The sequence below is a fragment of the Pseudoalteromonas phenolica genome (genome assembly GCF_005886345.1).
Lineage (GTDB): Bacteria > Pseudomonadota > Gammaproteobacteria > Enterobacterales > Alteromonadaceae > Pseudoalteromonas > Pseudoalteromonas phenolica_A.
The window spans coordinates 24134-48876 of sequence record NZ_PNEC01000061.1 but is presented as its reverse complement, the minus strand read 5'-3'; the positions used below and the strand labels follow the sequence as shown (position 1 = coordinate 48876).

Sequence of the window (24743 nt, the reverse complement as noted above, 5' to 3'; positions counted from 1 at the left end):
TATTAAATCTGTGTTAGCATGGTCGTTGATATTAATAATAACTTAATCTCTAGGGCACTTGATAGTGCTAATAGGGATAGACTCTGAAGGAAAGTGCAATCAATGACTGATCTCGCCAATGAAATCCTCCCGGTCAATATCGAAGACGAGTTAAAAAATTCATACCTAGATTACGCCATGAGTGTAATCGTAGGTCGTGCATTACCAGACGTTCGTGACGGTCTAAAGCCTGTTCACCGTCGTGTATTATTTGCCATGAATGAGCTTCGTAACGACTGGAATAAGCCTTATAAGAAGTCGGCTCGTGTTGTCGGTGATGTTATCGGTAAATACCACCCGCATGGTGACAGTGCTGTATACGACACGATTGTTCGTATGGCTCAGCCTTTCTCTCTACGTTATATGCTGGTTGACGGTCAAGGTAACTTCGGTTCTGTTGACGGTGACTCAGCAGCTGCGATGCGTTATACCGAAGTACGTATGGCGAAAATGTCGCATGAACTACTTGCCGATCTTGAAAAAGAAACCGTTGACTATGTACCAAACTATGATGGTACGGAGCAAATTCCTGATGTATTACCAACTAAAGTACCTAACTTACTAGTGAATGGTTCTTCAGGTATTGCTGTAGGTATGGCAACAAACATTCCACCTCACAACTTAACTGAGGTGATCAACGGCTGTTTAGCGCTTATTCAAAACCCTGATTTAACGATTGAAGAGTTAATCGAATATATCCCGGGCCCTGATTTCCCAACTGCTGCGATTATTAATGGCAAGAAGGGCATAGAACAAGCATACAAAACGGGCCGTGGTAAGATATACATTCGTGCGCGTGCTGAAATTGAAGTAGATGAGAAAACTGGTCGTGAAACTATCATCGTCCATGAAATTCCTTATCAAGTTAACAAAGCGCGTTTAATCGAAAAAATTGCTGAGCTCGTAAAAGATAAGAAAATCGAAGGCATTAGTGCACTTCGTGACGAGTCTGATAAAGACGGTATGCGTATCGTTATTGAAGTTAAGCGTGGTGAAGTGGGTGAAGTTCTATTAAATAACCTTTACGCGCAAACACAAATGCAAACTGTATTCGGTATGAATATGGTTGCGCTGGATAATAACCAACCTAAGTGTTTCAACTTAAAAGAAATGCTTGATGCATTTATTATTCACCGTCGTGAAGTTGTTACTCGTCGTACGGTATTCGATTTACGTAAAGCGCGTGATCGAGCGCATACACTTGAAGGTCTCGCAATTGCACTTGCGAATATCGACCCAATTATTGAGTTAATTCGTAAGTCTCCAACGCCATCAGAAGCGAAACAAGCGCTTGTTTCTCGCCCTTGGGAATTAGGCACAGTAAAAGCTATGCTTGAAAAAGCAGGTGAAGACAATGTTGCACGTCCGGATTGGTTAGCTGCTGAGCTAGGTATTCGTGACGGTCAGTACTATTTATCTGAGCAACAAGCACAAGCTATTCTTGATTTACGCTTACACAAGCTAACAGGCCTTGAGCACGAGAAGATCCTTAGTGAATATCAAGAGCTACTAGATCTGATTGCTGAACTTCTTTACATCCTTTCTTCACCAGAAAGATTAATGGAAGTTATCCGTGATGAATTAGTTGAAATAAAAGAGCAATATGGTGATGAGCGTCGTACTGAGATCAGTGCAGCAGCTCACGATATTAGCCTTGAAGATCTGATCAACGAAGAAGATGTTGTTGTGACACTTTCTCACGAAGGCTACGTAAAGTATCAGCCACTATCTGATTACGAAGCGCAGCGTCGTGGTGGTAAAGGTAAAGCTGCAACTAAGATGAAAGATGAAGACTTTATAGAACGTCTTTTAGTTGCAAATACACATGACACCATTTTGTGTTTCTCAACAGCAGGCCGAATGTACTGGTTGAAAGTGTACCAATTACCACTTGCGTCACGTCAGGCACGCGGTAAGCCAATCGTTAATTTATTACCACTTGAAGCTGATGAGCGCATCACAACCATTTTACCGGTTCGTGAATATGAAGATGACAAGTATGTATTGATGGCAACAGCAAACGGTACTGTTAAGAAGACACCTTTAACAGCTTATAGTCGTCAACGTGCAAGCGGTATTATTGCAATCAACCTTAATGAAGGTGATAGCCTAATCGGTGCAGACATCACAGATGGTAGCAACGATATCATGCTATTCACAGATCACGGTAAGGTAGTTCGATTCAACGAAAAGCTTCGTGATTCAGAAACAGGTGAAGTTAAGATCGATCCTGAGACTGGCGAAGAAATGCTTGCTTTACGTCCTATGGGCCGAACAGCAACCGGTGTTCGCGGTATTAAGATGCCTGACGGTGTTAAAGTTGTATCATTGATAGTGCCTAAGAATGACGGTGCAATCTTGACCGTTACTGAAAATGGTTATGGCAAACGTACACCACTAGAAGATTACCCAGCGAAGAGCCGTGCAACACAAGGTGTTGTATCAATTAAGGTATCGGAGCGTAACGGTAACGTAGTCGGTGCGGTGCAAGTTGAAGATAACCATGAAATCATGATTATCTCAAATCGCGGCACGCTTGTACGTACCCGTGTTAACGAAGTCTCTACTGTCGGCCGTAACACTCAAGGTGTTATTTTGATAAGAACTATTGACGAAGAACAAGTAGTTGGTTTACAACGTATCGAGGAAATCGAAGTTGATGAATTACCTGAAGACGGTTCAGAAGCAGTAGTGCAAGATAACCCAGAAGGTACACAAGAGAGTAGTGAAGATACTCCAAGTGAATAAATCTTAAAAAGCGGCTTCGGCCGCTTTTTTTAACTCTAAAAAGCGTGAAGTTATTTATAACGATAACTCAATGCGTTCACAAATATACAGTTTAGGAATGAGGAAATGACGGTATATAACTTTTGTGCTGGTCCGGCAATGTTGCCACCAGAAGTAATGAAAAAAGCACAACAAGAATTTTTAAATTGGCAGAACCTAGGTGTTTCTGTCATGGAAGTGAGCCACAGAGCTCAGCCTTATCTAGAAATGGTGAAAGAGTGCGAAGCAAGCCTTCGTCGTTTAATGAATATTTCAGATGAATTTGAAGTTTTATTTATGCATGGTGGTGGTCGTGGCCAATTCGCTGCTGTGCCTTTAAATCTTCACTTAGATGATACTCCTGGGGTTTATGTTGAGAATGGTATTTGGTCAAGCGGTGCAACTAAAGAAGGTGCTAAATTTACTCAAGCAGAAGGTATTAACATTCGCACTGATGTAGATGGCCAATTCGATATTCAGCCAGTTGCACAGTGGAAATTACCTGAAAAAGCGTCCTTTATTCATTATTGTCCTAACGAAACAATAGATGGTATTGAGATATACGATGTACCAGAGCATGATGCACCTATCGTGGCAGATATGTCTTCAATGATCTTGTCACGTGAAATCAATGTAGATGATTTTGATTTAATTTATGCTGGTGCTCAGAAAAATATCGGACCTTCAGGCTTATGTATTGTTATCGTGCGTAAAACCTTGTTAGAGCGAGAAGGGTTACCTCGTCCAGCTATCCTTGATTATGCGATTGAAGCAAAACAAGGCAGTATGTATAACACGCCGCCTACTTTTGCTTGGTATTTAGCAAATGAAGTATTTCAATACCTAGAGTCAATCGGTGGGGTTAAAGCAATGGAGGCGCATAATAAGAAAAAAGCAGCGATTCTATATGACTATATTGATAGCTCAGACTTCTATTCTAATAAAGTTGCTACACACTGCCGCTCACTCATGAATGTCCCATTCTGGTTAAAAGATGATGCTTTAAACGATAAGTTCTTAGCTGAAGCTGAAAACGCAGGATTGCTAGCGCTTGAAGGACATAGATTCGTTGGCGGTATGCGTGCAAGTATTTATAACGCAATGCCACTAGAAGGTATTGAAGCTTTAGTCGAGTTTATGGATAAATTTGCACAGGAAAATAGTTAATGGAACAACTTACCTTAAAGCCAATTAAAAAGGTAAGTGGTTCAGTTACCTTACCTGGCTCTAAAAGCCTATCGAACCGAATCTTGCTGCTCGCAGCACTTGCTGATGGTGTGACGCAAGTCACTAACTTGCTTGATAGTGATGACATAAGACACATGCTAAAAGCGCTAGGTCAGTTAGGTGTTAAGGTGGAGCTTAACGAAGACAAGACTATCGCAACTGTTCATGGTGTTTCAGGCAAATTTAAAACGCCAAATGAACCGCTATTTTTAGGCAATGCTGGTACTGCATATCGTCCTTTGACAGCTGTTTTAGCAGCTATTGAAGGCAGTTATGAGCTTATTGGCGAGCCTAGAATGGAAGAGCGCCCGATAGGCCACTTAGTTGATGCATTAGATTCTATTGATGCAGATATTATTTACCTTAAAAATAAAGATTATCCACCATTAAAAATCATTGGTAAAAAGCTAGTAGGCGGACATGTAGAAATTGATGGCAGTATTTCAAGTCAATTTTTGACCGCGATTTTAATGGCTGCACCTTTATTCGATGGTGATTTAAATATTTCGATTATAGGTGAACTAGTTTCAAAGCCTTATATCGATATTACAATTGGTGTGATGGCAAAATTTGGTGTGCATGTAGAAAATGACAATTACCAGCATTTTGTTGTTAAAGCAGGTCAAGGCTATCAGTCACCAAAGAGCATTATGGTAGAAGGGGATGCCTCATCTGCGTCTTACTTTATTGCTGCTGCAGCCATCAATGGTGGTGAAATTGAAATCAATGGCGTCGGCAAGGCAAGTGTGCAGGGCGATATTGGTTTTGCAAAAGTCATGGAGCAAGTGGGTGCACAAATTGATTGGTATGATGAAAAGCTTGTTGTACGTAAAGGCGAGTTAAATGGCGTTGATATCAATGCCAATGCAATTCCTGATGCTGCTATGACATTAGCGACAGTGGCACTGTTCGCTAAAGGCAAAACGGCTATTAGAGATATATACAATTGGCGTGTAAAAGAAACAGATCGACTACATGCAATGGCAACTGAATTAAAAAAATTAGGTGCTGAAGTTGTTGAAGGTAATGACTTTATTGAAGTTACACCACCAGAAATATTGAATTTAGTTGATATTGATACTTATGATGATCACAGAATTGCCATGTGTTTTTCAATGGTCGCAGTAGGCGGCCAAGAAGTGATCATTAATGACCCCAAATGTACGGCTAAAACCTTCCCAACTTATTTCGATGTACTTGCATCTTTGAGTACTCATTAATCTCCCAAGATCTTGAAAAAGCAGGGTTATAACATTATAGCCCTGTACCTCAATTATATTATTTAACAAAAAGTTACAGCTAAAACAGGATCTATTCATAAAACTTGATGTATAATACTGCGGAATTTTTTGGTGAGCATTTCAGGAGGTTTAAATGCAGGCTGCAATGCCAGTTATCACCGTTGACGGTCCAAGTGGTTCAGGTAAAGGAACTGTTTGTCGTTTATTAGCTGAAAAATTGAATTGGGAAGTACTAGATAGTGGCGCGATTTATCGCGTTTTAGCACTCGCTGCAATTCATCACCACATAGAATTAGAAAATGAAGAAGCATTAGTGCCTCTTGCTGCTAATCTAGATGTGCAATTTCCAATCGACCATGAAACTAAATCATGTAAAGTGATTTTAGAAGGCGAAGACGTAAGCTTAACTATTCGTAATGAAGAAGTGGGCGCTGCAGCATCAAAAGTAGCTGCGTTACCACGCGTTCGTGAAGCATTACTACGCCGTCAGCGCGCATTTAGAACCGAAGCGGGTTTAATTGCGGATGGTCGAGACATGGGCACCGTTGTTTTCCCTGATGCGGAAGTTAAAGTTTACCTTACAGCCAGTGCTGAGGAACGAGCACAACGTCGTTTCGACGAGTTGAATGGTCGTGGGTTAAATGTTACACTAAGTGGTCTTCTTGCTGATATTCAAGCAAGAGACGACAGAGATATGAATCGCAAAGTAGCGCCGTTAATACCGGCCGAAGATGCTATTGTCATCGATACGACCACGTTAAACGCAGAGCAAGTGTTTAACGAAGTACAGAAGCTACTTGAGCAAGCCGTACTTGATGGTAAATTAAGTCAATCTCTAATCGCCTAATTTTTTTAATGTACTGATAGGATGTCGGTACTTGTTAAACTACCCCATGCGGCATGGTTGCCAATTGGATTATTAAATATTTAGAGACGTATAATGTCAGAAAATTTTGCGCAGTTATTTGAAGAAAGCCTAAAGGGTTTTGAAGCAGAACAAGGTTCAATCGTAAAAGGTACTGTTATCTCAATCGAGAACAACATCGTTCTTGTTGACGCTGGCCTTAAATCTGAAAGTGCAATCCCTGCTGAGCAATTCAAAAATGCTGCTGGTGAACTAGAAGTTGCTGTTGGTGATGAAGTAGACGTAGCACTAGATGCTATCGAAGATGGTTTCGGTGAAACTATCCTTTCTCGTGAGAAAGCTAAGCGTCACGAAGCTTGGATCCGTCTTGAAAAAGCATGTGAAGAGCAAGAGACTGTTACTGGCATCATCAATGGTAAAGTTAAAGGCGGTTTCACTGTTGAAGTTGATTCAATCCGTGCGTTCCTACCTGGTTCACTTGTTGATGTTCGTCCAGTACGTGACACAACTCACCTTGAAGGTAAAGAGTTAGAGTTTAAAGTAATCAAGCTTGACCAGAAGCGTAACAACGTTGTTGTTTCTCGTCGTGCAGTTATCGAGTCTGAAAACTCACAAGAGCGTGATGAACTGCTTGCTAACCTTGTTGAAGGTCAAGAAGTTAAAGGTATCGTTAAGAACCTTACTGACTACGGTGCATTCGTAGACCTAGGTGGTGTTGATGGTCTTCTACACATCACTGACATGGCTTGGAAGCGCGTTAAGCACCCAAGTGAAATCGTTAACGTTGGTGACGAAATCGCAGTTAAAGTACTTAAGTTCGACAAAGAGAAGACACGTGTTTCTCTAGGTCTTAAGCAGCTTGGCGAAGATCCATGGGCAGCTATCGCTGGTCGTTACCCTGAAGGTGCTAAGCTTTCAGGCCGTGTAACAAACCTAACTGACTACGGTTGTTTCGTTGAAATCGAAGAAGGTGTTGAAGGTCTAGTTCACGTTTCAGAAATGGATTGGACTAATAAAAACATCCACCCTTCAAAAGTTGTTTCACTAGGTGACACTGTTGAAGTTATGGTTCTTGAAATCGACGAAGAGCGTCGTCGTATTTCTCTTGGTCTTAAGCAGTGTATTGCTAACCCATGGCAAGAATTTGCTCGTCTTCAAAACAAAGGCGACCAAGTTACTGGTAAGATCAAGTCAATCACTGACTTCGGTATCTTCATCGGTCTTGAAGGTGGCATCGACGGTCTTGTACACCTATCTGATATCTCTTGGAACACTCCAGGTGAAGAAGCAGTACGTGAGTACAAGAAAGGCGATGAAATCACTGCAATCGTACTTCAAGTTGACCCAGAGCGTGAGCGTATCTCACTAGGCGTTAAGCAAATTGAAGCAGATCCTTTCAATAACTACCTAGACGCAAACAAAAAAGGTGCTATTGTTAAAGGTAAAGTGACTGAAGTTGACGCGAAAGGTGCAACTGTTGAGCTTATCGAAGGTGTTGAAGGTTACATCCGTGTAGCTGACATCGCTCAAGAGCGTGTTGAAGATGCAACAACTGTTGTTTCTGCAGGCGACGAAATCGAAGCTAAATTCGTAGGTGTTGATCGTAAGAACCGTACTATCAGCCTATCAGTTAAAGCTATGTTCGAAGCTGAAGAGAAAGAAGTTCTTGAGAAGCTTAAGAAAGAAGAACCAGCATTCGAAAATGCAATGGCTGCAGCTTTCAAAAACGCTCAGAAAGACTAATTTCGAGTACAGATAGAAAGGGCACTTTTGCCCTTTCTTTTTATTTTGAGGAAAAATTATGACAAAGTCAGAATTGATAGAACAGTTAGCTGAAGAACATATTCATATTCCTGTGAAGGACGTTGAAAATGCCGTTAAAGAGATTCTTGAACAAATGGCAGGGTCATTAGCAGATTCAGATCGAATTGAGATCCGTGGATTTGGTAGTTTTTCGCTACATTACCGTGCCCCTCGTACAGGTCGTAACCCAAAAACTGGTGAAACAGTAGAATTAGATGGTAAACACGTACCTCACTTTAAGCCTGGTAAAGAGCTTAGAGACAGAGTAAACGCAAGTATTGAAGGTTAAGGGTAGGGTAGCAGTTGGTAAAGATCGCCAAAAAAGGATTGTTGTTAGTTCTAATAGTTTTAGCTTTTGTAATAGGTTCACAAAACCCTTCAGAAGTGCAAGTAAACTATATATTAGCGAGTAGCACTTTACCTCTTGCCACTATTCTCGCAATCACCTTTATTATTGGGTTGTTGATTGGTTGTTTAATCGGCACTGCTTCAGTTTCTAAACTAAAATGGCAAAATTACCATTTAAATAGAAAAGATAAAGTAAACGCTGATCAGATAAATACTCAATAATGATAGAACTGCTGTTTTTACTTCTTCCTGTTGCTGCTGCTTACGGTTATGTAATGGGTAAGAATAGTGCCAAAAATCAAGCCCATGAATACAGCAGAAAAATAACATCCGAATATAGCAAAGGGCTAAAATTCTTACTAGACCGTGAAGAAGATCAGGGTCTTGAACACCTCATTCAACTACTTGAAGTCTCTGCCGACTCTGTCGAGCATTACCTAACTCTGGCTAGTTTATTTCGTAAACGAGGCGAAATAGATAGAGCAATCAAAATTCACGAACTTCTTCTTAATCAGCCTAATTTAGATGAACATATCATGTCTGATTGCAGACTTGAACTTGCACAAGATTACATTATGGCTGGCTTATTAGACAGTGCTGAAGAGCACTTAATTATCCTTGTTAAGTCGAATAACACGCAAGCGCTAGAGCCAATTATTAATTTATATTCACAAATGAGCGAATGGCAAAAAGGCGTGAATATGTTTGAAGCCCACAGTGACTTATTTAGTAAAAAGAGTCATTGCGCCGCAATCGCCAACTTCTATTGCGAAACCGCATTATCTAATCAAACACCAAAATTAATGGAAAAGACGTTTGCACTAAATCATAAAACAATTCGCGCTATGTATGAACTGGGTTTAGATGCTTATAACAATGAAGATTATGTAAAGAGCATATATTATTGGCGAAAACTCATTTGCAGCTTTACTGATACAGCGCCAATTTATATGGAACAACTTGAGCATAGTTATAATGCACTCAACTTGCAGTCTCAGTTTTATCAATTAATCAGTGAGTTACTGCCTAAAGGAGGTATGCTGATAAAAATAAAACATTGCCAATCTTTATTGGAATTAAATAAGGCAAATGAAGCGATAGAATTTCTAACTGATAGTTTAAAACGTGAGCCATCAATTAGAGGTTTTAGTTACTTATTAAAATTACTGAGTAATAAGAACCACAAACTACAAGATGTATTACATGAAATAGATTATTTGGTTACGTCATACATCAATACCAAACCAGAGTATCAGTGTCGACACTGTGGTTTTACAAGCCATAAGTTATATTGGCTTTGTCCTTCTTGTAAGCACTGGGAGACCATACGTCCAAATAACGGCGTAGATGGTTTTTAAGGCTTATTTAACTTTATTCGATTAGGATTATTATGTCTCAACACGATTCTAAAAAGGTCTTAATTGCGCTTGATTACGACAATGAACAAGCAGCATTAGACTTTGTTAAGCAACTTTCTCCTCAAACGTGTCGCCTTAAAGTCGGTAAAGAAATGTTCACCTATTTCGGCCCTCAGTTTGTTAAACAGTTAGTTGATTTAGGTTTTGATGTATTCTTAGACCTAAAATTCCATGATATTCCTAATACAGTTGCTAAAGCTGTAACAGCCGCTGCTGAGCTAGGTGTGTGGATGGTTAATGTACATGCAAGTGGTGGCCTAGAAATGATGCAAAAGGCAAAAGAAGCCTTAGTTAAATATGAAAATGGTCCATTACTGATTGCTGTAACTGTTCTAACAAGCATGGATCAGGCACAGTTATCACGTTTAGGTGTTGATAAAACGCCCCAAGAACAAGTTTTATATCTTGCCAAGCTTGCACACGAAGCTGGCCTTGATGGTGTCGTATGCTCAGCTCAAGAAGCTGAAAGCTTAAAAATTGAATTGGGGGTTGATTTTAAATTAGTGACTCCAGGTATTCGTCCTATTGGCACAGATGTTGGTGACCAAAAGCGCATTATGACGCCAAAGAAAGCGGTCGAAGCGGGTAGTGATTATTTAGTAATAGGTAGACCAATTACAAAAGCTGAAGATCCTGTTAAAGCGTTAGAAGCCATTAATTTGGAAATTAATGCTTAAATTGAATGACGGAAATACAAAAGGCGGCGCAAGCTGCCTTTATCTTAAATAGTTTAGTTTACTTTTCTTTCAAAGAAATAGACTTAGCTTCGATATCAATCAAGCCTTGCTTAAACAAACCGCCGATGGCTTTTTTAAAGTTTGCTTTACTTGAACCAAAACGTTTCTTAATTTCTTCAGGATCAGATTTATCGCCAAGAGGAATAAAGCCCTCTGAGTTTTTAAGTTCTGACAAAATCTGCTCACCTAGGTCTATAAATTTTTGAACGCCTTGCTTTTCAAGTACGACATCTATTTTGCCATCTTCTCTAACTTGTTTGATAAAACCTTTCAATTTCTGACCAATAAACAGTCTTTTGAAAACGGTATTAAAAAACACTACACCTGTGTGGCTGTCATTAATGATAACTTTAAAGCCAATATCCGTTTTAGAAGCGACGATTAAATCGACTTCTTCGTTTGGTTTATATGACGGTGTTTCTTTATCTAAAAATTTCTTTAAGTTACTCGAAGCGCAAATACGTTTGCTTGCATTATCTAAATATAATTTGACAAGATAACTATAGCCTTCACGCATTTTTGGTTTTTGCTCATTGTATGGAGACAAAATATCTTTATCTATACCAATATCTAAGAAAGCACCAATCTTATTTATTTCTTTAACACGTAATAAAGCGAAATCGCCCACTTGTGCAATCACATCTTTAGTCGTAGCAGTAGGGTGACCTAAATTATCTTGGTAGATGAAAACCTGAACGCTATCACCTTCTTCTAAATACTCAGGTACTTCAGATTTTTTCAGAAAAACTTCGCCTAGTTGACCGCCGTCTAAATAAGCACCTTCAGCACAAAGCTCAGTAATTTGTAAATGTTGTTTTGCGCCTAACATAATTATTCCTCAGTTGGCTTTGGCTTACGTCTTAATGGTGCTGCACCATCTACGTCAAATGGCGCAGGGATAGGCTTTTTATTTTTCTTAATCGGTTTTTTATATGGTTTTTTCTTAACCTTTTTTACCGTCTCTTTGGATTTAGGGTTAGCTGTTTTGGCCGGTTTTGGTGGTCTAAGGCCTTTAAATTTACCTTTTAACCCTTCAATGACTTTAAAATCAGGGATTTCGTGTAAATATGACTTAATAGATAGATAACTCTTCCAATCTTTAGGACCAACAAATGATACTGCAACACCTTTAAAGCCAGCACGTCCAGTACGACCAATTCGGTGCACATATTCTTCGGCTTGTTTAGGAAGATCGAAGTTAATAACGTGCGTGACGCTTAACAAGTCAAGACCGCGCGAAGCAACGTCTGTGGTCACTAATACTTTAAATAAACCGCGACTAAAAGAGTCCATAATATCTAAGCGTTTAGCTTGCGTTAAATCACCCGCAAGACCTACTGCAGAGATATCCAATTCTTTAAGTAGTTCACTAATGCGCTGAGTGTCGTTTCTTGTGGCTGTAAAAATGATGCATTGACCAACAGAGTCATCAGTCACTAAATGTTTGAGAAGTGCTTCTTTGTGATCAAGGTGATCAGCAAAATATAACGCTTGCTCAATGTCGTCGTGTTTCTGCTGAGCATCACTCAAAATGATGCGTTTTGGTGCTTTTAAGAGCTGACGAGAAGTGACTTCAACTTGAGCATGATCTAAAGTTGCTGAAAATAGCAATGTTTGCCTTAGACGATGATCAGCTGATTGGTTGATTAAGTTTAATTGTTCTTCGAAACCTAAATCTAACATGCGATCAGCTTCATCGAAAATAAGCAGTTCTAAACCGTTTAGTTGAACGGTGTTTTGAGAAAGGTGATCAGCCAAGCGTCCTGGGGTAGCCACAACAATGTGTGGGTTTTTTCGAAGTGCTTTCACTTGGTCGTTAAAGTTCTCACCACCAAGAATTTTCACTAAAGAAATATTGGTGCTTGCAATTAACAGTCGGCATTGATTAAAAACTTGTGTCGCGAGCTCACGTGTAGGTGCAATGATAAGCGCTCTTGGATCGCGCTTACTTAATGCTTTTTGTTTCATTATTCGGTGCACTGCAGGCAGTAAGAAAGCCAATGTCTTACCAGAGCCAGTTTTAGATTGTGCAAATACATCGTGACCTGCGATTGCAGTCGGAACGGCCTGAGCCTGAATATCAGTAGGTGAAACTATCCCTTGGTGCGAAAGTTGTTGAGCCAAGCGGCTATCAATACCTAATTCGGTAAATTGCAAAGTTACTACTCCAAATAAAGTTTAAGCAGCAATTATATCAAACAGAGTTGTGCAACACAGGGATATTTTAGCTTTATTAGTGCATTTTTTTGTTAAATCCGTACAATACCGCCTCCGGCGCCGGATTTACGATCCGGTAGTTAGCTATTAGTCATGCTTAAGAACTAATAGCCTTATTCAAAGCTAATTAGGAATATTATGTCTGCTCAATATGTTGTATGTGCACTTTATAAATTCGTTTCATTGCCAAACTTCAAAGAAATTCGTCAGCCTCTTTTAGAGGTTATGGAAGCAAATGAAGTACGTGGTACTTTGCTTCTTGCTGCTGAAGGTATTAACGGTACTGTTGCTGCAAAACGTGAAGGTATTGATACATTACTTGCTTGGTTAGATACGCAACCAGGTTTAGATAATATTGTTTCTAAAGAGTCTTACGACGAAACGTGTCCGTTCTATAGAACAAAAGTAAAACTTAAAAAAGAAATCGTGACTATGGGTGTGGAAGGTATCGACCCGTTAAAAGTGGTTGGTTCTTACGTTAAGCCACAAGATTGGAACGCGCTTATTTCGGACCCAGAAGTTGTGGTTGTTGATACACGTAATGATTACGAAATTGAAATCGGTACGTTCAAACATGCTATTGACCCAAACACTAAGACTTTCCGTGAATTCCCTGAGTGGGCAGAGAAAAACTTAGACCCTGCTAAAAATAAAAAAGTAGCGATGTTCTGTACAGGCGGCATTCGTTGTGAAAAATCGACAGCTTATATGAAAGAGCAGGGATTTGATGAAGTTTACCACTTAGAAGGCGGCATTCTTAAGTACCTTGAAGAAGTACCGAAAGAAGAGTCTTTATGGGAAGGTGAGTGTTTTGTATTCGATAACCGTGTAGCCGTCGATCATGACTTACAAAAAGGTCAATACGATCAGTGCCATGCTTGTCGTATGCCAATCACCGAAGAAGAAAAACAAAAGCCTGAATATGAAGAGGGTGTTTCTTGTCATCACTGTATTGATAATGTAACCGAAGAGCAGCGTGCACGCTTCGCTGAGCGTCAAAAACAAATGAAATTGGCGCAAGAGCGTGGAGAAGGCCATATAGGGCATGAAGCTCAAGAAGCTTTACTACAGCGCAAGCAAGCAAAACAGCAGCAAAAAGAAGCGCAACGAAAAGCTTTAAAATCATAATTAAGAAAGCGCTCAATTGAGCGCTTTTTTGTTGCCCGAGACGGTTGTTTTATAGCCAATATATTTGTTAGTCTTATAAAGATATTAATAATAATAAAATCATGTGACACTTTATGGGCAATCTATTTTTAAAAGAAAAAGAGAATTGGTGGGTTTGGTTATTGTGGTCCGCAATAGGGGCTGCTCTTTCTTACTATTCATCTTATGTCACGGAACATGTTCAATATTTATTTCTTCCAGCATCATTTTTACTTTTAGTACTTACTTGGTGGATGAACTATAGTAAACGCTATGAATTCTCTAGAGCTTTTAAAGTGTTGCTTTTTGTCGGAAGCATTTCATTTGCACCACTTTTATACACACAAAATTATACATTAGATGAGATCACAAAATTATTTGTTGATTCAGCATTTGTACTAATAAGCTTAACTTGCGTGAGTTTAATGGGCGCATTCATAGCGAAACGACCAAAACAGTATTATTAGTAATCAAACAATTCAATATTGGTTCTTTTTTTAAAATAGTACTTTACAAGGTTTGTAAAAATCTCTATCATTCGCGCCAACAACGGAGAGATGGCTGAGTGGTTGAAAGCACCGGTCTTGAAAACCGGCATACGTTAATAGCGTATCTAGGGTTCAAATCCCTATCTCTCCGCCACCTCATTCCCAAAACCGCCTTTAGGCGGTTTTTTTCGTTTGGAGGAAGTATGAAACTTGATTTGGTAAAGCGTTTTTCACTTTGGATCATTTTTAGTTTTTTCTATGTCAGTGGCTTGGAAATGGCATTGCAATTATCAATCGATGCACAACAAGACCCGAATCTTCTTAACACCGTTCTCTACACATTTCTGTTTAATCTATTAGTTGGTCATTTAATTGTTAAGTACGAAAAAGTATGGCCAATATTCTGCGCAATGATAGTTGGTGCTTTTGGTATTATTGGCTTTGGGTATTTTTTCACAGAGCAACTTATCGACTACAGCAAAGAGTTAAAACTTGCCTTGGTATTAAGTTTACCGTTTGCAACATTTGTTGTGATAGAGCTTAAGAAATTAATGGATAAGCAGCAAGCAGAGTAACCTTTATCTCAATCTGCAGTGTGTTACACTGCAACATTCTTTAAATTAAAAAAGCGAAAATTTACATGTCTGATTTATTTAATACAGGTGCAGAAAAAGCAAGCTACGGTATCGGTCTTCAAATGGGCGAACAGCTTAAAGCGAACCCTTTCGATGGTCTTAACCTTCACTCAGTGTTTGAAGGTATGAAAGATGCGTATGCTGGTGAAGCACTTCGTGTTGAAATCCCTGAAATTCAAGCAGCATTTGAAGCTATCAATGCAGAAATTCAAAAGCGTCGCGAAGAAGAAGCTAAAGTTTTAGCTGCTGAAGGTACGGCTTTCTTAGAAGACAACGCTAAGCGTGCAGAAGTAACTGTTACTGAGTCAGGCTTACAATATGAAGTTCTAGCAACAGGTGAAGGTGATAAGCCAGCTGCAGATTCAACTGTACGTGTTCATTACCACGGTACATTAATCAATGGTACTGTTTTCGACAGCTCTGTTGAGCGTGGTCAACCTGCTGAATTCCCAGTAAATGGTGTTATCAAAGGTTGGACTGAAGCACTTCAACTAATGGCGCCAGGTGCTAAATTCCGTCTATATATCCCACATGACCTAGCATACGGTGAGCGTGGTGCTGGTGCATCAATCGCACCTTTCTCAACTTTAATCTTTGATGTTGAGCTATTAGAAGTTCTTTAATTAAGAATTTACTGCTTGATTTCAATGTCACAACAGTGAATTGAATCAGCTATAAAAATCCCCGTTTTGTACGGGGATTTTTTTTGCATAAGATTTTGGTTCATCTTTATGCAACAAACAAAAAAAGCGCCAATTTGGCGCTTTTTACAAGCAAATGCAGATTAGTAGTTTGCATTACCTTTAGTACGAGGGAAGGCGATAACATCACGCACATTGCCCATACCAGTCACATAAGCAACCAAGCGCTCAAAGCCTAAACCAAAGCCTGAGTGAGGCACTGTGCCATACTTACGTAAATCGCGGTACCAACTGTAGTCTTCTTTGTGTAGACCCATCTCTTCTAAACGTGCGTCTAGTACATCTAAACGTTCTTCACGTTGAGAGCCACCGATGATCTCACCAATACCAGGTGCTACTACGTCCATAGCAGCTACTGTTTTGCCATCTTCATTCTGGCGCATATAGAATGCTTTAATGTCACGAGGGTAGTTTTTAATTACTACAGGTGCTTTAAAGTGCTCTTCTGCAAGATAACGTTCGTGCTCAGATTGTAAATCTACACCCCATTCAACTGGGAACTCAAATTTCTTACCACAGCTCTCAAGGATTGTGATTGCATCAGTATAATCAACTTGTGCGAAATCTTTTTCAACAAACTCTTCTAAACGAGAGATCGCTGTTTTCTCGATACGTTGTGCGAAAAATTCCATATCGTCACGACGCTCATTAAGTACTGCTTTAAATACATACTTAAGCATATCTTCAGCAAGGCTCGCGATGTCTTCTAAGTCAGCAAATGCAACTTCTGGCTCTACCATCCAGAACTCAGCAAGGTGTCGAGACGTATTTGAGTTCTCAGCACGGAAAGTTGGACCAAATGTGTAGATTTTTGACATCGCACTTGCGTATGTTTCACCATTTAACTGACCAGATACTGTTAAGAAAGCTTCTTTACCGAAGAAGTCTTCCGAGTAGTCAATGTCACCTTTATCTGTAAGCGGAAGATTCTGCATATCTAATGTTGATACACGGAACATTTCACCCGCACCTTCACAGTCACTTGCTGTGATGATTGGCGTACTGATCCACATGTAACCACGTTCGTGGAAGAAACGGTGAATGGCTTGTGATAAACAGTTGCGAACACGTGTCACAGCACCAATTACATTCGTACGAGGGCGTAAGTGCGCGTGTTCACGTAAGAATTCGATACTATGGCGCTTTGCAGCCATAGGGTAAGTATCTGGGTTTTCAACTAAACCGATAACTTCAACTGTATCAGCTTGGATTTCGAAAGCTTGGCCTTGGCCCTGAGACTCAACCAGTTTACCCGTTACGCTAACTGAACAACCAGCAGTTAAATTGGTAACTTCATCATAATTATTGAGCGAATTCGGAACAACCGCTTGAATAGGGTTAAAACAAGAACCGTCGTGTACGGCTAAGAAAGAAATACCTGCTTTAGAATCGCGGCGTGTACGGATCCAACCTTTTACTGTTACTTGGCTGTCTACCGCAACGGTGCCTTTAAGTAGCTCCGTTATCGCTATGTGGCTCATCTTCACTCCAATGATTTAGTTACTCTAATAATTATTTAAACTGTCGTACCCTTTGGTACGAGGGCATTATCTTACCTGTGATGAGCAAATAAAAAAACCATTTATGACAACTCTTTTCAGGTCAATTGCACTAAATAACACTCTACATATAAGTACCATGACTAATTTGCATAAATATGGCATCATTGGCGTATATTCAGTGATAAAAATAAGTAATTAGTTGAGAGGCAATGAAGCAAGTTTTTATTCTAAGAGGGCTCCCAGGTTCAGGCAAAAGCCATTATGCACAAAACTTAGTCGACGAACTCGTCGCAGGTGACGAGACACGATACGCGATTTGTGCGACAGACGACTATTTTTACAATGAACAAGGTGAGTATCATTTCGATAAATTCAAGCTATCAGAATTTCATAATTTGAATCTTGCTCGTTATATCAATGCGCTGGCTGAGGGGATTCCACTTGTGATCGTTGATAACACTAATATTAAGAAATGGGAATTTGTCGCCTATGCACAAGCAGCCCATGCCTTAGGTTATCAAGTTAAAGAAGTGGTGGTGGGTGAGATCAAAGATAAATCTTTGCAACATTTGTATGCTAAACGAAATACACATAACGTCGCTTTAAGAACAATCAGTAAAATGGCCTATATGTTTGAGTGGTAATACTTGGTTAAATATTTAGATTTAACTTCTGTAATTAAATAAAATAAAAAAACCCGCTTAAAGCGGGTTTTTTCATTCTACTTACAGATTAAGCATTTTCTAGTGCAGTACGAGCATCTACGAATTCCATGTTGAAGCCTTCAGCAACTTCTTTACATGTAATTTGACCGTTGATCACGTTTAAGCCATTCATGAAGTGATCGTCTTCAAGAAGTGCAGCTTTATAGCCTTTGTTTGCAAGCTTGATGATATACGGTAACGTTGCATTGTTTAGTGCAAACGTTGAAGTTCGTGGAACAGCACCAGGCATGTTAGCAACACAATAGTGAACAACGTCATCAACGATGTATGTTGGTTCAGCGTGTGTAGTTGCTTTAGAAGTTTCAATACAACCACCTTGGTCGATTGCAACGTCAACGATTGCAGAACCAGGTTTCATGTTCTTGATGTGTTCAGCAGTTACTAGTTTTGGCGCTGCAGCGCCTGGGATAAGTACACCACCGATTACAAGATCAGCTTCAAGTACGTGCTTTTCAAGTGCGTCAGCAGTAGAGTATACAGCTTTAACACGGTTGCCGAATTGTGCGTCTACACGACGAAGAACGTCAACGTTACGGTCAAGAACAACAACATCAGCACCCATGCCAACAGCCATTTGCGCTGCATTGTTACCAACCATACCAGCACCAATAACAACTACTTTAGCAGGCTCAACACCAGGTACACCACCTAAAAGCATACCACGACCTGCATTTGATTTTTCAAGTGCCTGAGCGCCAGCTTGAATTGACATACGGCCAGCAACTTCTGACATAGGCGCTAGAAGTGGTAAGCCACCACGAGCGTCAGTAACAGTTTCGTATGCGATACAGATAGACTTGCTCTTAACAAGGTCTTCAGTTTGTGGAAGATCTGGTGCAAGGTGAAGGTAAGTGAATAGGATTTGACCTTCACGTAACATAGCGCGCTCAACTGCTTGAGGCTCTTTTACTTTAACAATCATGTCTGCTTTTGCAAAAACATCAGCAGCTGTTGGTAAGATTTCTGCACCAACTGCAATGTAATCTTCGTCAGTAAAACCAATGCCAATACCAGCATTTGTTTCAACAACAACTTGGTGGCCGTGGTTAATTAATTCACGAACACTTGCTGGAACCATACCAACACGGTATTCATGGTTTTTTATTTCTTTAGGTACACCGATAAGCATAATAATCGCCTCACATATAAGAACGGGATAAAATTTTCGACTATTATATTGGTCATTAGCTAGTATGTCCTACCTTTTTTGGTGTATCTTCTAGACGTAAATTCTAAAAATCATCGTATGGCAGATTAAAACTCTGAAAAGCACATGTACCAACAGTTAGATCGAATAGACAGAAACATTTTAGTAGAACTTCAGAAAGATGGCAGACTTTCAAATGTAGAGTTAGCAAGGAGAATTGGACTTAGTGCAACGCCTTGTTTAGAGCGTGTGAAAAAGTTGGAGCGAGAAGGCTATATAAAAGGATATAAAGCGGTTGTTGATCCAACAAAGTTAGGGCAAGGCCTCTTAGTGTATGTAGAAGTAACAGTAAATAAGAATAGCCCTGACGTATTCGATAAGTTCAATCAGGCTGTTAGGCAGCATGATGAAATAATTGAATGTCACTTAGTGTCTGGTAATTTTGATTTTTTACTTAAAACTCGTGTAACAGATATGTCTGAGTATCGGGGGGTTTTGGGCGACATACTGCTGCAATTACCAAATATAAGTGAAAGTCGTACTTATGTTGTTATGGAAGAGGTAAAAGGTGAGCTCGGAGAAGTAATAAAACCCTGTGAAGCTTAGTTATTTCTTGGTATTGTTATAGTTATTACAAAAGCGTGCTTAAGCGCTTATTCAGATAAAAAAGATTTTAATATCCAAAAGTTTAGATTTACCAAAAAAGCATCAATTGCACTCAATAAAAAATCTAAACCAAGGCAAACTAGGGGTAAACGCACTTTATGCGTCTTAATGGAATTCAGAGGCTACTTGAAACTGGCCTGATCGTCAGCACATTCACGGCATTATTTACTTTATGTGCCTTGATAAGCTTTGACCCATCAGATCCAGCTTGGTCTCAAACAGGTGAATATCTTGAAGTAAAAAATATCACAGGCACAGCAGGTGCGTGGGTTGCTGATATTTTACTAGTCAGTTTCGGTTGGATGGCGTTTTTAGTGCCTGCAGCTATCCAACTAGCTGGGTATTTATTGTTTAAGAAACCACACAAGTTATTTCACCTTGATTATGTCACTCTAGCCCTAAGACTAATTGGTCTAGTTTTGTTTGTATCTTCAGCAAGTGCCATAAGTAGCATCAACTTTGATGATATCTATCATGTGTCTTCAGGTGGATTTATTGGCGACGTCGTTCGTGATGCGATGATCCCGGCATTTAAATTCACGGGCACTTCAATTATTTTATTATGCTTTTTCTTTGCAGGTTTAACCTTAATGACGGGGGTATCTTGGGTTGAGTTTGTTGACTATATCGGTGAAAAGTTTATTCAAGCTTGCCGTTTATTATTTAACAAGTTCCAAGACTTCCAATCAAGCAAGCAAGTACAGCCTGTCGTTAGACAAGAAACTGCAGTTCAATTAGATGAAATGACAACTCTTGAAGATATGTCAGACAAAACTGAAGTCACACATACTCAATCTGACATTACTTCTCAACAATCGCTAGAGCAAAAACCAATTGCGAAATTAAAAGACAGGCTATTTACAAAGAAAATTGATTCAGAAACAAATCAACACACTGAAAGTACAGCAATAGAAAGTACAGCAATAAAAAGTGAACCTACTTTTGATAAATCAAATACCGATAACTCTCGAGCGGATGTATTTGATGAATTAGATGACATTCTAGAGCAAGAAATCAACTTCTCAGCGATCGACGATGACGACTTTGATGCATCTAGCGCTTTACAAGGGCTGGACGATGCACCTGTTTTAGCTCAAGAGCCAGAAACCAGAGTTCAGTCTCCAGCAAGACCGCTTAAGCCTAAAACTGACTCAGAAAAACCAGTTTTCGTGCCAGAGCCAACAGCGAAAGAAAAGTTTGAAGAATTACTGAATGCTGAGCCACCAAAGGATCCACTTCCTTCACTCGATTTATTAGACAGACCAGATAAACAGAAAAACCCTATATCAAAAGAAGAATTGGATGCTGTTTCTCGTCTTGTAGAAGTGAAGCTACTGGATTTTAATATTCAAGCGAGTGTAGTCGGGGTGTACCCAGGTCCTGTGGTAACACGATTTGAGCTCGATTTAGCACCGGGTATTAAAGTTGCGAAAATCACCGGCCTTGCAAAAGACTTAGCTCGCTCACTATCAGCAGTCAGTGTTCGTGTTGTGGAAGTGATCCCAGGTAAAACCTATGTTGGTCTTGAACTACCAAATAAACATAGAGAAATTGTTCGCCTATCTGAAGTGATTAACGCACCTAAATTTGAAGAAAACCCATCACCATTAACCATGGTTTTAGGTAAAGATATTTCAGGTCAGCCTGTGGTTGCTGATTTAGGCAAAATGCCGCATTTATTAGTTGCTGGTACAACAGGCTCAGGTAAGTCGGTAGGTGTGAACGTGATGATTTTGAGTTTACTTTACAAGTCACCACCTGCAGATGTGCGTATGATCATGATAGACCCGAAAATGCTTGAGCTGTCTGTTTATGAAGGTATTCCGCACCTACTATGTGAAGTTGTCACAGACATGAAAGAAGCGTCAAATGCACTGCGATGGTGTGTTGGCGAGATGGAACGCCGTTATAAACTCATGTCAGCGCTTGGTGTTCGTAACTTAAAAGGTTACAACCAAAAAGTACTTGCGGCCAAAGAGGCAGGCCAACCTATTTTAGATCCGCTGTTCAAAGACACAGATGGTATGGCGAGTGAGCCTGAAGAGCTCGATAAACTGCCAAGTATCGTTGTTGTTATTGACGAGTTTGCCGACATGATGATGATAGTAGGCAAAAAAGTTGAAGAGTTGATTGCACGAATAGCACAAAAAGCACGAGCTGCTGGTATTCACTTAGTGCTTGCAACACAAAGACCGTCTGTAGATGTTATTACAGGTCTTATCAAAGCAAATATTCCAACTCGAATGGCTTTCCAAGTATCAAGTAAAATTGACTCTCGTACCATTTTAGATCAGCAAGGTGCAGAAAACTTACTTGGTATGGGTGACATGTTGTATTTACCGCCAGGTACCAGCGTACCAATTCGTGTTCACGGCGCGTTTGTTGATGACCACGAAGTGCATGCTGTTGTAAACGACTGGAAAGCCCGCGGTAAACCGAATTACATTGAAGAAATCTTATGTGGTGATGCCACTGAAGATATTTTATTACCGGGTGAAACATCAGAAGGTGGTGACGATGAATCAGATCCACTTTATGACGAAGCCGTTAGCTTTGTTATTGAATCAGGCAAAGTATCTGTTTCGAGTGTGCAGCGTAAGCTTCGCGTTGGCTATAACCGAGCAGCTCGTTTGGTTGAACAAATGGAAGCGTCAGGTGTCGTAAGTTCACCAGGGCATAATGGTGCTCGAGAAGTATTAGTCCCTAAAGGGGGAGTAAATTAAATTATGAAAAAAACACTATTATCAAGTTTAGTCGGTTTGTCTTCGCTGTTTTTGTCACAAGCCGCATTTGCAGATGCTGCAATTGAACTTAAAGCTAAGCTATCTGAAATGACGACGTTTAAAGCGAACTTTAATCAAAAAGTCACTGATGAACAAGGTGAGGTATTACAAACAGGCTCGGGTAACTTAGCGTTAGCTCAGCCTTTAAAAATTCATTGGCAACAACAAGAGCCTGACTCAACTATGTTGGTTTCTGATGGTCATCGTGCTTATTATTACGATGAATTTGCAGAGCAAGTGACCATTATGGCCAGCCTGAATCTGATCGAAACAACGCCTTTTGTTTTATTAACTACAAATGCTAAAACACAATGGGAAAAGTATCAGGTTTCTAAGACTAAAGATAATTACAAAATCATCCCCAAGTCGACAACAGACTCGCAAGTAGAGTCGTTAGAATTACAGTTTAATACTGACAAACAACTTTCAAAAATATTGGTGGTGGATTTATCAGGTCAATTAACAGAGTTTAAATTTTCAGATATCAAATTGAACGGTACTTTAGACAGTAGCCTATTTAATTTTACCATTCCTGAACATGTTGTAATTGACGATCAAACACAAAGTGAATAGTTTTTGTGAGTAATTTAGGATTTGATTTTGGCAACGATGTAAAGCCACTAGCCGCAAGAATGCGGCCAACACGGTTAGAAGACTACATCGGTCAATTTCATATATTAGCCGCTGATAAACCCTTATATAAAGCCATACTGTCTGGCAGAGCACATAGTCTAATTGTTTGGGGGCCGCCTGGCGTCGGTAAAACCACCATTGCTGAAATAATTGCTAACCACGCTAATGCGCGCATTCAGCACTTATCTGCAGTGACTTCAGGTGTAAAAGAAATCCGTGAAGCCGTGTTAGAAGCAAAACAAAACCTCAGTATGGGACAAAGGACTTTATTGTTTGTTGACGAAGTCCATCGATTTAATAAGTCTCAGCAAGATGCTTTTTTACCTCACATTGAAGATGGTACTTTTATTTTCATTGGTGCCACTACTGAAAACCCTAGTTTCGCTTTAAATAACGCGATTCTATCGCGGGCACGTGTATACACCTTAAAGGCTTTAACCGATGAAGAACTTGTTCAGGTATTAAAACGCGCTATTACCAAAGATGAGACACTTTCAAAGCTGCAAATCACGGTATCCGATGCGCAACTTATGCAAATCTCGCAGGTCAGTAGTGGTGATGCTAGAAAAGCCTTGAATTTACTTGAGCAAGCTATTGAGCTATCCGAACAACATGGCAAAGTGGTTATTACTTCTGATGTACTTAGTCAGCTATTACCTTCTCATTTTGCAAAATATGACAAAGGGGGAGACTTATTCTACGACCTGATCTCAGCGTTTCATAAATCAGTTAGGGGTAGCGATCCGGATGCTGCGCTTTATTGGTATTGTAGAATTCTTGCCGGTGGTGGCGACCCACTCTATGTTGCAAGGCGCCTTTTAGCCATCGCCACCGAAGATATTGGGAATGCTGATCCAAGAGCAATGCAAGTGGCATTAAATGCGTGGGATATATTTCAACGCGTCGGGCCCAGTGAAGGCGAAAGGGCTATTGCACAGGCAACAATTTATCTTGCCAGTGCAGCAAAAAGTAACGCAGTTTATATGGCATTTAATCAAGCCAAACAAGATGCAGCAACCGACCCAGACCACCAAGTGCCTGTTCACTTACGCAATGCACCGACAAAGCTCATGAAAGAGCTAGGTTATGGTGATGAATATCGATATGCCCATAATGAAGAAGGGGCATTTGCAGCAGGCGAAAATTACTTTCCTGAAGAAATCAAAGACAGGCAATATTATGTGCCCTCTGAACGCGGTTTAGAAAAGCAGATCAAAGATAAGCTTCAATATTTAAAGTCATTAAATCAAATGAGTGTGAATAAAAGATATTCAAATGATTAAAATGTACCTCTCAATTGCACTAGGCGGCGCACTTGGCGCGTGTTTAAGGTTTTTTATTAGTGATACAATGCTTAAACTGCTGGGTAGGGGATTCCCATTTGGCACTTTGACCGTTAATATAATCGGTTCATTATTATTGGGAGTTGTATTTGGCTTACTTGAAAAACAAGTACTCGCGGTAAGCCCTTATAAGTCACTTATTGTGATTGGTTTCTTAGGTGCATTAACAACTTTCTCTACATTCTCAATGGACTCTTTGTTGCTACTTCAACAAGGGCAAATTGTGAAGATGATTCTCAATATCACCTTAAATGTGGTGTTATGTATTTTTATGGCTTGGTTAGGCCTTAACTTAGTCATGCAAAAAGGTTAA

Annotated in this window: 23 protein-coding genes and 1 tRNA gene; 20 read left to right on the top strand and 4 right to left on the bottom strand. The window is 39.9% G+C overall.

Annotated features, from left to right (window positions below):
* The first annotated feature begins 102 nt into the window (after positions 1-102).
* The 9 genes from gyrA (at position 103) to pyrF (ending at position 10384) form a co-directional block, all read left to right on the top strand.
* Positions 103-2787 carry a DNA gyrase subunit A gene (gene gyrA, locus CWB72_RS18435; RefSeq protein ID WP_138634470.1) on the top strand — a complete coding sequence of 895 codons (2685 nt, stop codon included), beginning with the start codon at positions 103-105 and terminating at the stop codon, positions 2785-2787.
* A 105-nt stretch (positions 2788-2892) separates the two neighbouring features.
* Positions 2893-3972 carry a 3-phosphoserine/phosphohydroxythreonine transaminase gene (gene serC / locus CWB72_RS18430; protein WP_138634467.1) on the top strand — a complete coding sequence of 360 codons (1080 nt, stop codon included), beginning with the start codon at positions 2893-2895 and terminating at the stop codon, positions 3970-3972.
* The gene (gene aroA, locus CWB72_RS18425; protein WP_130254323.1) at positions 3972-5252 is read left to right on the top strand and encodes a 3-phosphoshikimate 1-carboxyvinyltransferase; all 1281 of its coding nucleotides are present in this window, start codon (positions 3972-3974) and stop codon (positions 5250-5252) included. Before serC ends, aroA begins: the two co-directional genes overlap by 1 nt.
* 154 nt (positions 5253-5406) lie before the next feature.
* Positions 5407-6120 (top strand): (d)CMP kinase, encoded by a 714-nt coding sequence (gene cmk, locus CWB72_RS18420; protein WP_138634465.1) that lies wholly within the window; start codon positions 5407-5409, stop codon positions 6118-6120.
* 93 nt (positions 6121-6213) lie between these two features.
* Positions 6214-7881, top strand: coding sequence for a 30S ribosomal protein S1 (gene rpsA / locus CWB72_RS18415; protein ID WP_058029725.1), 1668 nt, complete (start codon positions 6214-6216; stop codon positions 7879-7881).
* Positions 7882-7939: 58 nt separating this feature from the next.
* The gene (gene ihfB / locus CWB72_RS18410) at positions 7940-8230 is read left to right on the top strand and encodes an integration host factor subunit beta (RefSeq protein WP_130254321.1); all 291 of its coding nucleotides are present in this window, start codon (positions 7940-7942) and stop codon (positions 8228-8230) included.
* Between the two features lie 14 nt (positions 8231-8244).
* Positions 8245-8511: a lipopolysaccharide assembly protein LapA domain-containing protein gene (locus CWB72_RS18405; RefSeq protein WP_138634462.1), complete on the top strand. Its 267-nt coding sequence runs from the start codon at positions 8245-8247 to the stop codon at positions 8509-8511.
* Positions 8511-9647, top strand: a complete 1137-nt coding sequence (locus tag CWB72_RS18400; protein WP_130254319.1) for a lipopolysaccharide assembly protein LapB — start codon at positions 8511-8513, stop codon at positions 9645-9647. Before CWB72_RS18405 ends, CWB72_RS18400 begins: the two co-directional genes overlap by 1 nt.
* A gap of 32 nt (positions 9648-9679) precedes the next feature.
* On the top strand, positions 9680-10384 hold the full coding sequence (pyrF, locus tag CWB72_RS18395) for an orotidine-5'-phosphate decarboxylase (RefSeq protein ID WP_138634459.1): 705 nt from the start codon (positions 9680-9682) through the stop codon (positions 10382-10384).
* A 58-nt stretch (positions 10385-10442) separates the two neighbouring features.
* Here pyrF and CWB72_RS18390 read toward each other — a convergent pair whose 3' ends face one another.
* Together CWB72_RS18390 and CWB72_RS18385 are read right to left on the bottom strand one after the other, a co-directional pair.
* On the bottom strand, positions 10443-11279 hold the full coding sequence (locus CWB72_RS18390; RefSeq protein WP_171037358.1) for a CvfB family protein: 837 nt from the start codon (positions 11277-11279) through the stop codon (positions 10443-10445).
* Complete coding sequence (locus CWB72_RS18385) at positions 11276-12601, bottom strand: DEAD/DEAH box helicase (protein ID WP_138634453.1); 1326 nt, start codon at positions 12599-12601, stop codon at positions 11276-11278. The genes CWB72_RS18390 and CWB72_RS18385 overlap by 4 nt, the downstream gene beginning before the upstream one ends.
* Before the next feature lie 198 nt (positions 12602-12799).
* Here CWB72_RS18385 and trhO point away from each other — a divergent pair, with 198 nt between their 5' ends.
* The 5 genes from trhO (at position 12800) to CWB72_RS18360 (ending at position 15553) form a co-directional block, all read left to right on the top strand.
* Positions 12800-13789 carry an oxygen-dependent tRNA uridine(34) hydroxylase TrhO gene (trhO, locus tag CWB72_RS18380; RefSeq protein WP_138634450.1) on the top strand — a complete coding sequence of 330 codons (990 nt, stop codon included), beginning with the start codon at positions 12800-12802 and terminating at the stop codon, positions 13787-13789.
* A gap of 113 nt (positions 13790-13902) precedes the next feature.
* Positions 13903-14274, top strand: coding sequence for a hypothetical protein (locus tag CWB72_RS18375; protein WP_138634447.1), 372 nt, complete (start codon positions 13903-13905; stop codon positions 14272-14274).
* An 84-nt stretch (positions 14275-14358) separates the two neighbouring features.
* A tRNA-Ser gene (locus tag CWB72_RS18370) sits at positions 14359-14449 on the top strand.
* 49 nt (positions 14450-14498) lie between these two features.
* Positions 14499-14870 carry a hypothetical protein gene (locus CWB72_RS18365; RefSeq protein ID WP_138482270.1) on the top strand — a complete coding sequence of 124 codons (372 nt, stop codon included), beginning with the start codon at positions 14499-14501 and terminating at the stop codon, positions 14868-14870.
* A 65-nt stretch (positions 14871-14935) separates the two neighbouring features.
* On the top strand, positions 14936-15553 hold the full coding sequence (locus CWB72_RS18360; protein ID WP_058029735.1) for an FKBP-type peptidyl-prolyl cis-trans isomerase: 618 nt from the start codon (positions 14936-14938) through the stop codon (positions 15551-15553).
* A gap of 161 nt (positions 15554-15714) precedes the next feature.
* Here CWB72_RS18360 and asnS read toward each other — a convergent pair whose 3' ends face one another.
* On the bottom strand, positions 15715-17112 hold the full coding sequence (asnS, locus tag CWB72_RS18355; protein WP_138634443.1) for an asparagine--tRNA ligase: 1398 nt from the start codon (positions 17110-17112) through the stop codon (positions 15715-15717).
* 230 nt (positions 17113-17342) lie between these two features.
* On the opposite strand from asnS, the gene CWB72_RS18350 reads away from it, so the two are divergent.
* Positions 17343-17777 carry an ATP-binding protein gene (locus CWB72_RS18350; protein WP_138634440.1) on the top strand — a complete coding sequence of 145 codons (435 nt, stop codon included), beginning with the start codon at positions 17343-17345 and terminating at the stop codon, positions 17775-17777.
* A gap of 88 nt (positions 17778-17865) precedes the next feature.
* Here the strand turns inward: CWB72_RS18350 and ald are convergent, their stop codons facing one another.
* Positions 17866-18987, bottom strand: coding sequence for an alanine dehydrogenase (ald, locus tag CWB72_RS18345; protein ID WP_058029738.1), 1122 nt, complete (start codon positions 18985-18987; stop codon positions 17866-17868).
* Positions 18988-19131: 144 nt separating this feature from the next.
* On the opposite strand from ald, the gene lrp reads away from it, so the two are divergent.
* The 5 genes from lrp (at position 19132) to crcB (ending at position 24743) form a co-directional block, all read left to right on the top strand.
* Positions 19132-19611: a leucine-responsive transcriptional regulator Lrp gene (gene lrp, locus CWB72_RS18340; RefSeq protein ID WP_058029739.1), complete on the top strand. Its 480-nt coding sequence runs from the start codon at positions 19132-19134 to the stop codon at positions 19609-19611.
* Between the two features lie 158 nt (positions 19612-19769).
* Positions 19770-22394: a DNA translocase FtsK gene (locus tag CWB72_RS18335; protein ID WP_138634437.1), complete on the top strand. Its 2625-nt coding sequence runs from the start codon at positions 19770-19772 to the stop codon at positions 22392-22394.
* Positions 22395-22397: 3 nt separating this feature from the next.
* Positions 22398-23027, top strand: a complete 630-nt coding sequence (gene lolA / locus CWB72_RS18330; protein WP_138568591.1) for an outer membrane lipoprotein chaperone LolA — start codon at positions 22398-22400, stop codon at positions 23025-23027.
* 5 nt (positions 23028-23032) lie between these two features.
* Positions 23033-24370: a replication-associated recombination protein A gene (locus tag CWB72_RS18325; protein ID WP_138634433.1), complete on the top strand. Its 1338-nt coding sequence runs from the start codon at positions 23033-23035 to the stop codon at positions 24368-24370.
* Positions 24363-24743 (top strand): fluoride efflux transporter CrcB, encoded by a 381-nt coding sequence (crcB, locus tag CWB72_RS18320; protein WP_058029743.1) that lies wholly within the window; start codon positions 24363-24365, stop codon positions 24741-24743. Before CWB72_RS18325 ends, crcB begins: the two co-directional genes overlap by 8 nt.